This window comes from Clostridium oryzae (genome assembly GCF_002029235.1).
Lineage (GTDB): Bacteria > Bacillota > Clostridia > Clostridiales > Clostridiaceae > Clostridium_AE > Clostridium_AE oryzae.
Map to the genome: position 1 here is coordinate 1 of NZ_MZGV01000005.1, position 16103 is coordinate 16103.

A 16103-nucleotide genomic window follows, 5' to 3' on the forward strand; every position below is an offset into this window, starting at 1 on the left:
TTTGTCATGCTGTCAAGGGTGGCGGCTTCCTTCACCTACCTATTTTTCCTTGCTTTTTTTCTTCTTTTTCTCTTTTCAATCCTACTTTTTTTCTCTAAATTTTTTTCATAGCAAACTTTACACTATCTATCAAATACATGCAAGTATTCTTCTCATAATATGTAGCTTGCAAGCTCATTACCTCTCCCTTTCACACTGTTCCTGCCATTTCATCAGCCATTTGAGCTGTTTGTCAAAGAATTCATCATTAACACAATCAAGTCCATAAACTTCAATAATTGTTGCCTGAAGTTGATAATGATAGACCGCTATCAGATCATAAAAAGCCCTTAATTCCATACCACTAAGAGAGCAGTATCTTGTATATCCCTTTAGAAAAAATTCATATGTATTTTTCGATCTTTGATATCCACTTTCGTCAAAATCGAAATAATTTGTTGAATTGCACATTATCATTATGTCATATATGGGAAATGCATTGCATGAAGTGTCAAAATCCAGAAGATGATATTCCCCTGAATCTGTCTTTAATAGATTCCCTCTATGCAGATCTCCATGGCAGAAACCACGCGGAAGATTCTCTACCTTTTTCCAGAGAGTATCTCCATATTCACTGAATATTTTAATCTTATTTTCAGCATAGTTCTTTTTCTTCAAAATATTGATATAACGATCTATAAAAAATTCTTTACCCTTCACCTGTAAATTTCCCTTGTATTTCTGCATAAGACAATGGAGTCGGCCTACAAGTTCACCTATGGTTTCTAAATCTTCCCCTTCCTCAGGTTCCCTGCCATCAATAAAATTGTACAACACGACAAAAAACTTACACTCCATGTCCTCTATTTCAACATATAGTAATCCATTCTTCGTCTGAATAATTCGCGGAGCTGGAAACTCCTTTTGTTCAAGGTAAGCTAATATACTTAGTGATTGTTTTGCTGTATCCATATAAGCAGAAGGAATTATCTTCATAAAATATTTTTTCTGCTCACTCCAAATATAATAGGATTCACAGCCGCCTTTTCGCTTCAATTTTATCTTTATGAACTTTTTATTATAAAAATCAGTTAGCATACTGAGTAATCTGTTCTCCTCCAATTTTCTCACCTCGCTTGATGTAAGTTTATCTATTATTCTTTTTACTTTAATCCAATTAAACCTTCCCACTTGTCCAGTGGACTTCAGTTCATTATGGGTCTTTCTTATTGAGTCTTATACTCTACAAATATTTTGATATGATATCGTCGCTCCATATCTGAACTTCAATATATCGTTCCGAACCAAATTTACCATCTGCGTTCCACAATTGAGGCAAACCATATTTCTCAATAATTTTCAGTATCTCTGAATATGTATACAACTTTTTTCTATACTCTTTCCCATCATTTACTTTAGGACTGAAAGTCGGATGCATGTCTCCATACGTGAAAGAAATTGTATTAAGATCAAATTTTTCAACAGAAATCTTTACGAAGCAGCCATCTATGTACCAGGATTTCAAGAACTCACACTCTTCAACTACCATGTAATGAGGTGCTTTTCTCGTTGGTTTCCCGCCTTTCTTCAAAAACAATTTCCTCCCCAAGGTTTCATATTCAATTCTTCTTTTCATATAGTTGATATCTCTTTTAGCAGTGTATGATGACGGGCTTTGCTTTTTTATTTTTTCCATCACCAGTTCTGCTTCTTCAGCAGTCAGATCAGATAAATTCTTAAATGGTCCTATTTCCTTTTCATAATAGTGATACAAGAACATGTCTACTCCTCCAGTTATGGTATTACTGGTAATTATACCATAATATAAAAACATTTCATCAAAAATAAAAACAGCTGGAAAGGGGGACTAACCAACTGCATTACATATTGTTAATTTCTATTAAATTAAGGGGTTTTCATTTCTATGTTTATATAATAAACAACTTTTGTTACAGTTATATTACATAATTGGATACATGCTGTTAACTTATTGTGTATATTTTTTGAACGGAATCAATATAAATTTATTGGAGCTCAAATAAAGGACCGTCCCTATTGATGATCCTTAACTAAAAGTATTTTTTTAAATCCTCTAAACTGGCTAAATCAAAAATCTCCGTTGCAATTATATCAATTACTCCTATAGGCAACTTTTTTATTTTTTCAATGTAATCATCTGGTACCTTCTTGAATTTTTTTATCAATAGATTAATAAGTAATTCAGCTTTTCCTTCTGCCTTTCCCTCTTCTATTCCTTCTTTTATCCCGTCTTCTCTAATCATTCTTCCAATTTCAGTCATGCTAAAAACCTCCTTAAATTTAGATTTAGAAGCTATATCGCCGAATTTATCAAACAAAGCATATAACAGCGTTAAACATTGCAATTTTACATCTTGATCATCTATAGCTGCAGCTAATTCTATTCCTTCCAAAGACCTTTTACTTTTGCTTTCCTTGCTGTTCATTAGCGGTATAAAAGTTAAAGTTAAGATATCTTCACCACTTAATTTTTCTTTTCGCATAATTTTATCTTTCAGTAACGTCAGCTTCTTATCACCATCTAGATTCTTCATGTAAAAAGCCTCCACCTGATACTTTATGGTTCCAGCATCAATAACTGTCTCAACATCTTCAATATCCGCCGAATATATAACCATGGTTTTTACTTTTCTCTTGTCTTTGTAAAACAAAGACGCATCATAATATAGAAATCTTTTAATATCTTCTCTTTTATCTGTGGTTTGAAACTCAAAATGAAGATAATTACCGTCTTCCATGTAAAATAAATAATCTGTATAATTCGTTTTAATATCGACATTTTTTATTTCCGTTTCGGCTGGTGCCAGAATCTTTGTATCAATACCGAAAAATTTTACTGCATTATCTTTAAAAAACTCCATAGCTTTTTTAAAGACCGTGTCCTCTATTTTATTATAATCCATGTGATGCCTGCCTTTCTACTACTTTATGCTTATTATTATTGCCTAAAATTGCAGAAATATGCAAACATATATTCGTAATCATGTTAGCCACCCCAAAAATAAAAACAGCTGGAAAGGGGGACTAACCAACTGTATTACATATTGTTAATATCTATTAAATTAAAGGGGATTTCGTTTCTATGTTTATATAATAAACAACTTTTGTTACAGTTATATTACATAATTGGATACATGCTGTTAACTTATTGTGTATATTTTTTGAACAAAATATTTATTTATGAGTAACATAAACTATGCAATCTTAGCTTAATTTATTGATAACATCCCCATAATTAAATTGTCCTTATATTCCCCATCAAAAAGTTCTCTGTTCTTGATAATTCCTAACGCTTTGAAGCCTGCCTTCTCATAGCATCTGATAGCTCGTTTATTCCAAGTCTGAGGATCGATTAAAATTATATCTGCTTTTTCATTATCAAATAAATACTTTACAAACATTTTTATGAACTTTGTTCCCAGTCCTCTGTTCCAATAATCAATTTCACCTATAAACAAATCAATACCAAAAGGTAATTTATAAGTATCTAAGTTAATTTTCTCCTTTAATTCATAATCATCACTGTTAGTTCTATAATACTGTATATATCCAACAGCCCGTTCTTTATATTCTAAAATGCATCGAATTACTGCTTTTTCACCTCTAACCCTTGGTCCCCACTTTTTAATTACTTTTTCCAAGTCAAATGGATTGTTTTTTCCTTCATAATATTCTAGCACAGCAGGATCAGACAACCATTTTGCCAGCAGACTGTAGTCCTCATTACAATTTAACATTCTTCGTATTGAAAGATAATCTCTCTTACATATATAATTCATTGTAATCCCCCTAAACTTAACATCCTTAAAGCACTACTTAGTTCCTAATATATCTAATGCCTCTTTTGCCATTGCTATTACTCCTTCCGGAGCCTCTTCTACCTGCTCCAGCTCCTCTTTTGTGTACCAATATAGTTCAGTAGATTCCCCATTTCCGGGATTAACATCATAGGTTTCAGCAGAAGCATAATAATCAAGATCAATATGATAATGATCGGTTTTAATCTTACATAGAATCATATGCATAGGCTTTATAAGCAGCTCTTCAGCTGACAAACCCATTACACCTTCCATCTCACTGTTCTTGTCCGGATTATATAATTCTATATCTAAACCGGTCTCTTCCTTTGCTTCTCTGACACAGGTTTCCTGTGGCAATTCATTCGCTTCTATATGACCGCCAACTGGCAGGATTTTTTTATACTTCATATGTCTATGCAGCAACACTTTATTCTCATGAACTATAAAAATTGATACTGTAAAATGCTTTTCTATATCCATATGTCTCCTCCATCTACGCACACTAAACGTTTTTTACCATTACTGGCATTATATCATATAACTTAAAGCGTTTCGTTATTTTGTAAATACTAATAGCAAAAACAGCTGGAAAGAAGAACTAACCAACTGTTTTATTTATATTAATTATGCCTTAGTTTTTATATTTATATACAAACTCATATTATCCATTCTATGCTTCTTAAGGAACAAATAAAAACAGCTGGATAGGGGGAACTAACCAACTGCATATACATGTAACGTAAATTTTTATTAAATTAAGGGATTTCGATTTCTATACTTATATAATAAACGTCTTTTGTTACAGTTATATTACGAAATTAAATACATCGTGTTAATTTATTATGTCTAATTTATAAACATAAAGACTGCACAATTTTAAGAAAATACTAATAAACAAATAAACAAGAAAAACAATTTGGAAGAAATAATATAAAAAATAATACTTTGTAAATGTATAGAGTCAGTGTAGGGTAGGAAGTGATTGGAGGCGGCATTTTCCAGCCGACGGAGGCATTTGGAGTGAGTTTAGCAATTATCCGTGTCTTTTAGGCAAATTTCCGTTAAGATGGCGAATTGTTTGAGGTGTAGCCGAGTTATGAGCCATTAGGAAATTTGACTAAAAGATGCGGTAAAATTGCTACTGGGTTATCTAAACATGCTCATTGCCATTCGCAGATAACCCGTTAAAGGCCATTTAGGCCTTTAACCAAGCGGAACTAGCCGACATAGGGTGCAACCATTTTTTATTTTATCTTAACATCAGCTACTTTTTGTCCTTTTACTGCTTTTCCTGTCTCTACATTAATTCCCTCCACAGCATCCATATTCGTAACTAAAACGACCGTCACTGTACTCTTTCCTCTCTCTTTAATAAGATTAGAATCCATAGTTACAACCTTATCACCTTTCCTAACTCTTGAACCCTGCTCTATGTGAGTGGTAAAACCTTCACCTTTTAATTTAACTGTGTCAATTCCTATATGAACCATTACTTCCAGTCCATCGTCAGTAGTTATTGCAAAAGCGTGCTTTGTCGGAAATACCACCGATAGCTCACCATCTACAGGCGAAACTATTTCTTCACCTGAAGGTATTATTCCAAAGCCGTCTCCAGCTATCTTCTGAGCAAACACTTCATCAGGTACCTGTTCAATCGGAATTATTTCTCCATCAAGAGGACTTAAAAGTTGATGAATGCCGCTTTTAGTTTCAACTTCTTTTATAGGCTCAGCTTTTTCTTCGTTTGACGTCTCTATTATTCCGCCGTTTGCAATAATAGTTTTTATATCATCTTTAATTCTTTCTGCCTGTGTTCCGAAAACTACCTGCACGCTGTCTCCCGCTTTCATAACACCTGCAGCACCTAATGCCTTTAATGTACTATCATCAACTAATGATGTATCTTTCAAATTAAGTCTTAGCCTTGTAATGCATGCATCCAACACTTTAATATTATCTTTTCCGCCTATAGCCTCCAAAACTCTTACGGCCTTTTCACTTCCCTGAGCATTTATTGGTTTTACTGCTGTTGTATCTTCATCTTCTCTTCCAGGTGTCTTTATATTAAAAGCTCTTATGCTAAAGTAGAACACTATAAAATACAGTGCAAAATAAGCTATTCCTACAGGCCATATCAACCATCGATTACCGGCATATTTAAAACCTAATACATAATCTATAAAAGATGCTGAAAAAGTATATCCAAGCCTTATATTAAGGAGACTAGTAACGATACCTGCTGAAAATGCTGCAAGCACATGGAAAATGAATAGTACAGGTGCGACAAAAATAAAAGAATATTCAATAGGCTCTGTTATACCTGTTACAAATGCAACGAATGCTGATGAAACCATCATACCTGCTATGAGTTTTCTTTTCTCTTTTTTAGCAGTTGCAATGATTGCTGTCGCTGCTCCAGGAAGTCCAAACATCAGTATCGGATATTCTGAAGCCATGAAATGTCCAGCAGTCGGATCACCATGAAAGTATCTAGCAGTATCACCTATATAGGTAACTCCATTTGATACATAGTGACCAAATTGATATAGAAACACTGGGTAGTAAATATGATGCAAACCTACAGGTATGAGCAATCTCTTTCCTGCTGCGTACATTCCTGGTCCCAAAGACGAACTGCTCGCAAAGTTTGCAAAATCATTTATCCATCCCTGAACAGGAAGCCAAATATTAACACCGATAATACCGATAATAACAGCTGCTACTGAGGAAATAATTGGTATAAATCTCTTTCCAGCAAAGAAACCAAGTACCTGTGGCAGTTTAATATTATGAAATTTATTGTATAAAATTGCTGCAGTTATTCCAATAATTATTCCTCCAAAAACACTCATATTAACAGTGGTTTTCGTTACTATATTACTGTATTCCTGCGTTGTCATAAATGCTTTAAGTGTCATGTGGTGCGATGCTGCTGCTGTTTTTGCCATGGAAGCAGCCGCAGTAGTACTAGCCAAGGTTTGAATTGCCTGTAAAATAAGCTGGCCTATTACAGCGGCCAATGCTGCAACTGCCTCGCCGCCTGAAAAGCCGATAGCTACTCCAACAGCAAAAATCATTGGTAAATTGCTAAAAATAGCATTTCCTGCTGCTTCTACATAAGGTATATTAAGCAGATCTGGTTGCCCAAGCCTTAGTAAAAGACCTGCTGCTGGCAGTACAGAAACCGGAAGCATAAGTGATTTACCTATTCTCTGAAGTACCGAAAAGAAACTCTTTTTCATATATTTTCCTCCCTCATATATTTAATATTAGTATGTGCAATCTTGTGTAAAAATAAAAAAATAAGGCAAGAACTAAAACCATAACAAAAATTATGGTCTAAGCTCATGCCTAATTTAATAGTAACATTACTTAACTTTCATAAAGTCTTCTAAGATGTAGGGCAATATACCCTATCTCATCTTCTGGAATTCTTATAGAAAACAAATCCTGAATTTTCATCGCGACTTTTATCGCTAAATCGTATTCATTATATAGTTCTTTTTTTATACTGTCAAGCAAATTATTTTTAATAATTTTTTTATTTATAACCCTGTCCAAAACAAAATTTATATGGGTAACAGTCCTCGCATAAGCTAATGAATTCTTGTTAAATTCTTTTCCCATAAGCTTAGATATAAACATCATTAACTCACTGACTTTCTTTGTGTACGCTAATGTACTGCTAACCCCTTTTTGCTTTGCTGCTGCATTTATATGCATAGAAATAAAGCCAACCTCATCTTCCGGCAGTTTAATTTCAAACCTGCTATTTATCATTTCCAAGGCTTTTTCGGCTAATTTATATTCCTTAGGGTACAACACTAAAATCTCACTTAGAAAAGGGTTTTCTATTTTTACTCCTGAACGAATTCTCACAAATGCAAAATTAATGTGGTCCGGAAGAGAAACATGTATAGCCTCATTGAACTTGACTTTTAATTCCTTTTCACACATTGAAATAATCTCTTCACATACGCCGACTATTTTACCGTCGATTTCTTTGAGAATTTCATTGAAACTACTACCTTGCAAGTCTTGCCTTACATATATATTCTCAATCTTTTCCCGGGCAATTTTTTGCCCTTTATGGCCATTAAACCCAATTCCTTTGCCAACTAATATATAATCTTTTATATTTTTTTGTGCTATAACAACATTATTGTTTAACACCTTTTTTATTGCATACTCTTCCATAGAAACTCCTTACTTCAAATTATTTTCTCAAAAGCTATTCTCTCGCTTCCACTTTCTAAATAAATTATGCCACAATATTTATACTGATTTTTCTTGAGTAATTTCTGCATAGATATATTTTCTTTATGAGTATCTATCCTATTACACTCTCCATAAATAATAAAACTTATTATCATTTTATCGTAATTATATCATAAATTATTTTAATGGTCATACTGGCTTTGACTAGCAAAATATAGACAAACTATATATATAAGAATAAATTATCCAATTAAGGGCCTTGTTTTTTCGACCAAAAAACTTTATAATATACTTTAAAATCTTTTTAAGGAGTAGATGAAATGGCATACTATTATGATGAACCTTCCCATACTTTTAGTGAATACTTATTAGTACCTGGATATTCTTCTGCGAAGTGCATAACAAGCAATGTATCTTTAAGAACACCTATTACTAAATTCAAAAAGGGTGAAACACCAGCTATATCTATGAATATTCCACTTGTTTCCGCTGTAATGCAATCTGTATCGGATGATAAAATGGCAGTTGCTCTGGCAAAAGAAGGTGGAATTTCTTTTATTTATGGATCTCAAAGTATTGAGCAGCAAGCTGAAATGATAAGGAGAGTAAAAAATTATAAGGCTGGCTTTGTTTACAGTGATTCCAATATACGCCCTGACCAAACTCTAGCAGACATCCTTGAGCTTAAAGAGAAAACAGGTCACGCAACCGTAGCTGTTACTGATGACGGAACTTCAAATGGTAAGTTGGTTGGTATCGTCACTAGCAGAGACTATCGTGTGAGCCGTATGGAAAAAAGCACAAAAGTTAGCGAGTTTATGACTCCTATTGAACATATTATCTATGCTAAAGAAGGTATAAGTCTTAAGGAAGCTAACAACATAATTTGGGACAATAAATTAAATGCCTTGCCAATCATCGATAATAACGGCAGATTAGTGTCTTTTGTTTTTAGAAAAGATTATGATTCCCATAAGGAGAATCCTCTAGAATTACTTGATTCTTCTAAAAGATATGTTGTTGGAGCTGGAATCAATACAAGAGATTACGCTGAACGTGTTCCAGCACTAGTTGAAGCTGGTGTGGACGTATTATGCATAGATTCCTCTGAAGGTTTCTCCGAATGGCAAAAGCTTACTATAGACTTTATACGTGAAAGATATGGTGATACTGTAAAAGTCGGAGCTGGTAATGTAGTTGACAGAGATGGTTTTAGATTCCTTGCTGAAGCAGGAGCTGACTTTGTTAAAATCGGTATCGGTGGTGGATCTATATGTATTACTCGTGAAACCAAAGGTATCGGTAGAGGTCAAGCTACATCAGTTATCGAAGTAGCAAAAGCAAGAGACGAATACTATGAAGAAACTGGTATCTATGTTCCAATATGCTCCGATGGCGGTATTGTTCATGATTACCACATCACATTAGCTCTTGCTATGGGTGCTGATTTCTGCATGCTTGGAAGATATTTTTCACGTTTCGATGAAAGCCCAACTAATAAAGTTATAGTAAATGGAAGCTATATGAAGGAATATTGGGGTGAAGGCTCTGCAAGAGCAAGAAACTGGCAAAGATACGACATGGGCGGTGCTGCGAAACTTTCGTTTGAAGAAGGTGTTGATTCCTATGTACCTTATGCAGGAAGTTTACATGACAATTTAAGTATTACATTAAGTAAAGTCCGCTCAACAATGTGTAACTGTGGTGCTTTAGATATCAATGAGTTCCAACAAAAGGCTAGACTTACACTAGTTTCATCCGTAAGTATAGTTGAGGGCGGAGCACATGATGTTGTTCTTAAAGATAAGAACATATCACCAGTAAAATAAAAAATGCTGAGTGACTTTTGCCGGCTGAAAAATGCCTTCACTGGTCACTCAACATTATGCTAACTTTATAAATTTACATGCTATTTATGTATATGTAAATATGCTGTATTCATTTATTGATTGTATAAATACCCAGCTATAAATGCTCCTTGCAAAGCCCTTACATCATCCTTAAAATGAGCTTGATCACTATAGATGTCTTCTCCTAAACTCTTAGTAAAACTAAAAATATCGATGTAAGGTATTTTATATTCTCTCATGATTTTCTCAGCTATATCGTTAAACTCTACAACATCTTCATTATATCTCAAAAATCCACCCACCATATTATACATTGTATCACTAACTGGTGTTATATTAACCCAAGCTACCTTTTCTGACATTTTCAATGCAAGCTCACATATAGCTCTTAAATTATCTCTATACTCCCAGTTCTCAATTTGCTTTCTCAATGTAATCCGGTCTACACGTATATCATGAAGGCCAGAATTTATCAGCATAATATCCCAATGAATTTCCTCATCATATGCATCCTTTAAATACTGCAAAATTCTTTTGCTGTCTCCTGCATTATTTCCTAATCTTTTATAATTATATTTCCCCTTAATCATTTTTTCCAGATATGGGCTATAATGCAGCGAAACACTGTCGCCTATAACGTATACCGTTTTCTTTTCCATAGGTACCCATCCCTTATTTTTTATAATTTCAATGATACTGTATATCATTAAGTCGTGCAAACAAACAAAAAAACAGCTAGACAACCGGCTGCTAACCATTAACAATTGTTACTTTCTCTCTGTTTATCGAAATAAATAGCAAAAACTTCATAGTTAAGCAAAAAAGACTTCAGAACTCTCCGAAGTCTTTTAAGTCATATTTCTACTTTTATCTGTCTGTACTAAATCCAGTAAGCTGTCTTTGAATCAAGCTTACCATTATAAAAGACACAAGTTATAGAGGAACTATAACTTGCGTTATTCCATGAATAAGTTGTCATATTTTCTCCACCTATTATACTTTGATATGCTAATACGCCTTTTCCTAATATAGACTTCACTTTTTTTAGCGACATACCCTTTTTTAACTTTTTGTACTTGGTTTTTGTAATCTTCCATGCACTCTTACATAGTCCAGTCTGATCTTTTGCTACCACCTTTCCATTTTTAAAAGTTACATTCATACTTGCCAGTCCAATATCCCAGGAATACATTACTGACTTAATATTCCCAATAATGCTAGTACTCTCCTTCTTACCTTTTTTGCCTAAAATCTTAACGACTTGAGAATATTTTTGACCCATCTTAACCTTTAAAAAATTTCCATAAGTAATCTTTGATTTAGCACTTACAGGAATACTAAAAGCAAATACAAAGATTAAAATAAGTACTGCTGATAATGATTTTTTTAATTTCAAATTAATTCCCCCCAAACTATATATTAATAAAAAGTTCTAAAACTTTTCTACTATACTTATATCGTTACTTTTTACAATTATATTATAGCAGCTTATATAAATCTTAAATTTAAATCTCAACAATCAATACCATTTTCACTCTCAGCAAACTCTGCTAATTCTTTATTGAATTTATCCTTTTCATCATAGAATAGTCCATGCCCGCTATTTTCAAATATTACAAGTTTAGACTCTTTAATCTCTCTTCTCTGAGCTTCAGCCAGCGGAAAAAGACATACTCTATCATGAATACCGTGAAGAATTAGTGTTGGTACATTAATTTCTCGAAGGTCATAAAACAATCTCTCTTCATCAAGCCAGGTTTTTGCAATTAATGCTGTCGCCCACCCTGCTGCTTGCAGGCCCAGACTGAAAAACCAATCTGAAAAAGGTACCGTTATATGCTGAAAGAAAAACATATTTCCAAAGTTTCTCAGCATATTAGGCCGATCACTATATGTTCCTTCTATAATTTCATTAACAGCTTCTTTGGGCAGACCATAAGGAAAATATGACCTTTTGATAAGACTTGGAGCCGCAGCAGCAAAGAGCGCTAGCTTTGATACTCCATATCCATTGTGTCTTGCCATATATCTTATAGCTATAGCTCCACCCGTAGAATGTCCACCAAGAGTTATATCATGAAGCTCAAGCTGATCAATGACACTTCTAACATCATCTGAAAGTGTATCATAATCATATCCTCTGAAAGGTTTATCAGAATCACCAAAGCCTCTAGTATCTATTCCTATACATCTAAACCCCAATTCCGGAAGCTTGTCAAATTGGTATTCAAATAATTTATGGCTTCCCGGCCAACCATGTAAAAATAATATTGTTTTCTTACCACTTGGATTAATATCCTCTACATATATTTTTACATCAGACTCAACTTTAACGTAATATCCCACCTAAAATACCCCCATTAATAAAAATTCTTTATTAATAGGGTATTCTAATGTATTTAGTTGGTGAACAGTTATTACTTATAATTGTATCATATATAAATTGGCAGGAACTATGAATATTCATAGTACTGCCAATCGGTTTTTTACATATTTATATATCTCTACTTGTATAAAATTTAATAGATAGATTAATTGAAATGTATATTAATATAAATAGCGCAGCTGCTAACAAAATTCCTAAAATAACTGTATTCATATTATTAAGATACATAACAGCTCTGCTAATATTGTAAGCACCAATAAGCTTGATAAGAAAAAATGGTATAACCCATAGAAGATATAAAACAAGGACAAAAACATTTTTTACGTCCTTGAATTCAAAGCGGAAATATATTGGAAAATATATAGCTATCATGATTATTATAGTTGTGGCACAGCTTGATAGTGTACCTTTAATGTTCATCAATCCGTTGATCTGATCTAAATGAATCATTTTATTTAGATGAATAAAGCTTGAAACTGCTGCACCTGATACGTTTAAAGCTCTGAATAGATAAGTAAATATCAATGTTGCACCCACTGATAATATCAAAATAACAAATGAGCCCGCGTATTTAGATAATACAACTTCTTTTCTTGTTACAGGTAAACTGTTAAACATAACATCTCCATTATATCTATCATTGTAAGTACAAGAATTCAATATATGACCGTATACTAAAACAGATGGTACTAAAATATAAATAAAGGCTGGAGCTTCAATAAAAAGTAAGTTTCCGACTAAACAAGATACCAATATATCTAAAGCTAACCTTTTTCTTATAGGAAAATCTTTTATTATCAAATTTATCATCCTATTCACCTCCATCATGATTTGTTAATATCCTTCATTTTATAGGTCTCTATTTACATAAACCTTTAATGAAATAATTAAAGATATGCAAATCATTAAAATTGAAGAAACAAGACTCACTGCAGTACCCCAAAACTTAAACCTTTGAGAAGCTGCAAGCTCCATTATTGAACTTTTTGCCGTTCCATTATCAATAAACGTGGTTATTAAAACGACAACAACTATTGAAAGAAAAATCACGATTGTTAATATATTGTTAGCTGGCTGAGACTTTGTATTTCCACGCCATAGATACATAGGAATATACACTGAGCAGTAAACTGCCGAAAAGATGATACCTAGAATAATATATTGAATCTTTATATAGCTCTTCATATTGCTTAATCCAGTCATTTTAATTAATGTACACACTACAGTAGTAAATACAAGTCCGATTATAAAAAATAAGGCTCCTGAAATATATTTACTATAGACAACCTCCTTTCTTGCTACTGGAAGACTGTTAAGCATAACATCGACTTCATTTTTTTCTCCAAATCCACAGCTGTAAACAAGTAAAGAATAGGTAAAAATAAAAGGGGTAACTATGTAGGCACAAGCTGCACTGAAAAATTGGGCAACCACAACAAAAAGTATATTCGCCGCTATATTCGTCACAGGATTTTTCATAGGTGCTTTCTGAATTAATAAATCCTTCAAAACTAATTTAAGCATTTTTACATCCCCTTACTGTATAAACCATGATATCTTCTAAACTAGCTCTATCAATCAGAACATCTTTTCCAAATATACTTTTTACCTTTCCGGCATCATCAGTCAACGCATCAAATCCATAAGCAGTCCTATTTACCCCGATAAACTCCTTTTCCGTGTAGTTATCCATAAGTGATTTATTTCCCTTAACAATGCTGTATCGCTCCATAATGCTGTCTTTATTATCTGAAAAAACTATTTTACCATTGTTAATAAAAGTAATGTAATCAGCTATCTTCTCCAAATCCGTAGTTATATGAGTGGAGAAAAAGATACTCTTATTTTCATCCTGAATCACGTATTTTAAAATATCAAGTATCTCCCGTCTAAATACAGGATCCAACCCTGAAGTAGGCTCGTCCATTATAATAAGATCCGCATTATGTGAAAGTGCAATAGCAAGAAAATATTTGGTTTTCATGCCTTTCGATAACTCTTTAATCTTTTTCTTTTTCGGAAGATTGAATTCTGATATATACTTGTTAAACGCTTTATCATCCCAGTTTCTATAAAACCGTGATATAATATTTTTCATATATATTAAATCTAAATCCTCATAAAAGTAACTTTCGTCATATACGAAACCAATCTTCTCTTTTACTTCTTTTTCTTTCTTAACATTATCAAGTCCAAAAATTTTAACTTCTCCTGAATTTCTTTTTATAAGGTTCATTATGAGTTTTATAGTAGTGCTTTTTCCCGCACCATTAGGGCCTATAAATCCCATTATATAGCCTCTTTTCAAATTAAAATTCACATTATCTAAAGTAAAATCATCGTATTTTTTAGTCAAATTTTTGACTTCCAGAATATTTTCCATATCTGCCTCCTAAAAACTATTTAATATTTTCGTATAAAATATCAAGCATCTCCTTCAAATCCTCTAAAGATAAATTCACAACTTTACTTTCCTCTATGGCCTCTATTAATTTTTCCTCAATATCTTTAATCTTCTTTTCTTTAAACAGTTCTTTATTGGGTACCGATACATAAGAACCTTTGCCAGGCAGCGTATGTATAAAACCTTCTCTTTCAAGTTCTTCATATGCTCTTTTAGTAGTAATTACACTAATATCAAGTTCTTTTGCAAGACTTCTAATTGATGGAAGAAGCTCTCCTTCATTTATACTGCCTGAAAAGATGTTATTTTTTATCTGTTTTATTATCTGTTCGTATATCGGTTCTCCAGATGAATTTGAGATGATTATATCCATTTATAGTTCCCCTTTGCGCAAAGTGTGTATACTATATATACTGTATATATACATATATACACCTATATTTATATAAAGTCAATATTTTGCTAAAACAAAAATAAGAGCATCGCAAGACACTCTTATTTAAATAACTTATTCCACGTTTTTTCTCCGACTATTCCATCCGCTTTTAGCCCGTTTTTCTTTTGAAACTTCTTAACTGCCCTCCTAGTTCCCTTTCCAAATTTACCATCATCATTCATATATCTGTATCCTAATTCCATCAGTCGTCTCTTTATTCTCCTTACATTCTCATCTTCCTTGTGAGGGGCATACTTCATTTCATACCCTGGATACTCATACTCTGGTACAAGTCTATCATAATTATATAACTTATTTCTTTCTATTATTGAAACAAGGAGCTTATCGTAATTAATGTCTGTAGCATATCCTGCTTCTTTTATCGCCCTGCAGGCTTTCCTGTAATCTCTTTCTCCTCTGACTTTTGAATACCGTTCAGCACTCAAAAATCTTCCATGATCTTCAATGCTATCTGCCCAGTTTTCATATTTCCTAAATGCAGCATTTACAACATATCTTCGCCCATTCTTTCTTTGCTCACCCGTTTTCATAACTACTTTTTTACCTTTCCAGGACGAGTCAGCTTTTATTCCAAAAAGGTTATTAGCTTTTCTAGTCAATTTGCTTCTTCCCCATGCACTCTCTAATATAGCTTGAGCAATTGTTAAGCTGGCAAGTATATCATACTTTTTCATAGCTGCCTTTGCAGCCGGATATACTTTTTTTATAAAAGTCTTCTTACTCATAGAATTTCCTCCTTATATAAATCTTCATAATATTTATAAATAAGTACTTTTCACACCCTGACAAAACAAAACTCCCCTCATCTGCTATGTAAAATAACAAGCGAAGGGAGTTAATAATTTATTACACATTATACGAACTGCTAATATGTTAGATGTTTTTACGGTTATATATTTATTACTTCATTATATTCCTATTTACAACTTTTGTTGACTTTATATAGCGGACAGCATAGCTAGTATTTCTA

The 16103-nt window shown here is 33.0% G+C and carries 16 protein-coding genes and 1 pseudogene; 1 reads left to right on the forward strand and 16 read right to left on the reverse strand.

The genetic code is table 11. The features are described 5' to 3' along the window. Positions 1 to 177: 177 nt before the first annotated feature. The 8 genes and pseudogenes from CLORY_RS03425 to CLORY_RS23675 all read right to left on the reverse strand — a co-directional run. Complete coding sequence (locus CLORY_RS03425) at positions 178 to 1101, reverse strand: phosphotransferase enzyme family protein (protein WP_242954325.1); 924 nt, start codon at positions 1099 to 1101, stop codon at positions 178 to 180. 121 nt (positions 1102 to 1222) lie between these two features. After that, positions 1223 to 1759: a hypothetical protein gene (locus CLORY_RS03430; protein ID WP_079422130.1), complete on the reverse strand. Its 537-nt coding sequence runs from the start codon at positions 1757 to 1759 to the stop codon at positions 1223 to 1225. A 289-nt stretch (positions 1760 to 2048) separates the two neighbouring features. Further along, complete coding sequence (locus tag CLORY_RS03435) at positions 2049 to 2921, reverse strand: DUF4351 domain-containing protein (protein WP_079422131.1); 873 nt, start codon at positions 2919 to 2921, stop codon at positions 2049 to 2051. A 306-nt stretch (positions 2922 to 3227) separates the two neighbouring features. Then, entirely contained in the window at positions 3228 to 3797 is a 570-nt protein-coding gene (locus tag CLORY_RS03440) for a GNAT family N-acetyltransferase (RefSeq protein WP_079422132.1), read from the reverse strand. Between the two features lie 33 nt (positions 3798 to 3830). Then, entirely contained in the window at positions 3831 to 4298 is a 468-nt protein-coding gene (locus CLORY_RS03445; protein WP_242954326.1) for an NUDIX hydrolase, read from the reverse strand. A 764-nt stretch (positions 4299 to 5062) separates the two neighbouring features. Continuing rightward, a complete protein-coding gene (locus CLORY_RS03450) occupies positions 5063 to 7060 on the reverse strand; it encodes a glucose PTS transporter subunit IIA (RefSeq protein WP_079422133.1) in 1998 nt (665 codons plus the stop codon). A 130-nt stretch (positions 7061 to 7190) separates the two neighbouring features. Then, the gene (locus CLORY_RS03455) at positions 7191 to 8015 is read right to left on the reverse strand and encodes a PRD domain-containing protein (RefSeq protein ID WP_079422134.1); all 825 of its coding nucleotides are present in this window, start codon (positions 8013 to 8015) and stop codon (positions 7191 to 7193) included. Between the two features lie 14 nt (positions 8016 to 8029). Beyond that, positions 8030 to 8155, reverse strand: a pseudogene (locus CLORY_RS23675) (GNAT family N-acetyltransferase); the annotation flags it as partial. A gap of 201 nt (positions 8156 to 8356) precedes the next feature. Between CLORY_RS23675 and CLORY_RS03465 the strand changes: the two are divergent. Next, positions 8357 to 9865 carry an IMP dehydrogenase gene (locus CLORY_RS03465; RefSeq protein ID WP_079422135.1) on the forward strand — a complete coding sequence of 503 codons (1509 nt, stop codon included), beginning with the start codon at positions 8357 to 8359 and terminating at the stop codon, positions 9863 to 9865. A gap of 113 nt (positions 9866 to 9978) precedes the next feature. Here the strand turns inward: CLORY_RS03465 and CLORY_RS03470 are convergent, their stop codons facing one another. The 8 genes from CLORY_RS03470 to CLORY_RS03505 form a co-directional block, all read right to left on the reverse strand. Beyond that, entirely contained in the window at positions 9979 to 10545 is a 567-nt protein-coding gene (locus tag CLORY_RS03470; RefSeq protein ID WP_079422136.1) for an SGNH/GDSL hydrolase family protein, read from the reverse strand. Positions 10546 to 10766: 221 nt separating this feature from the next. Continuing rightward, a complete protein-coding gene (locus tag CLORY_RS03475) occupies positions 10767 to 11282 on the reverse strand; it encodes a DUF3862 domain-containing protein (RefSeq protein WP_079422137.1) in 516 nt (171 codons plus the stop codon). Positions 11283 to 11398: 116 nt separating this feature from the next. Further along, complete coding sequence (locus tag CLORY_RS03480; RefSeq protein WP_079422138.1) at positions 11399 to 12232, reverse strand: alpha/beta fold hydrolase; 834 nt, start codon at positions 12230 to 12232, stop codon at positions 11399 to 11401. Between the two features lie 148 nt (positions 12233 to 12380). Further along, positions 12381 to 13082: an ABC-2 transporter permease gene (locus CLORY_RS03485; protein ID WP_169911513.1), complete on the reverse strand. Its 702-nt coding sequence runs from the start codon at positions 13080 to 13082 to the stop codon at positions 12381 to 12383. Between the two features lie 39 nt (positions 13083 to 13121). Continuing rightward, the gene (locus tag CLORY_RS03490) at positions 13122 to 13796 is read right to left on the reverse strand and encodes an ABC-2 transporter permease (RefSeq protein ID WP_079422140.1); all 675 of its coding nucleotides are present in this window, start codon (positions 13794 to 13796) and stop codon (positions 13122 to 13124) included. Continuing rightward, the gene (locus CLORY_RS03495; protein WP_079422141.1) at positions 13789 to 14655 is read right to left on the reverse strand and encodes an ABC transporter ATP-binding protein; all 867 of its coding nucleotides are present in this window, start codon (positions 14653 to 14655) and stop codon (positions 13789 to 13791) included. The genes CLORY_RS03490 and CLORY_RS03495 overlap by 8 nt, the downstream gene beginning before the upstream one ends. A 16-nt stretch (positions 14656 to 14671) precedes the next feature. Beyond that, positions 14672 to 15049, reverse strand: coding sequence for a GntR family transcriptional regulator (locus CLORY_RS03500; protein WP_079422142.1), 378 nt, complete (start codon positions 15047 to 15049; stop codon positions 14672 to 14674). Positions 15050 to 15171: 122 nt separating this feature from the next. Continuing rightward, complete coding sequence (locus CLORY_RS03505) at positions 15172 to 15858, reverse strand: glucosaminidase domain-containing protein (RefSeq protein ID WP_079422143.1); 687 nt, start codon at positions 15856 to 15858, stop codon at positions 15172 to 15174. Positions 15859 to 16103: the final 245 nt, after the last annotated feature.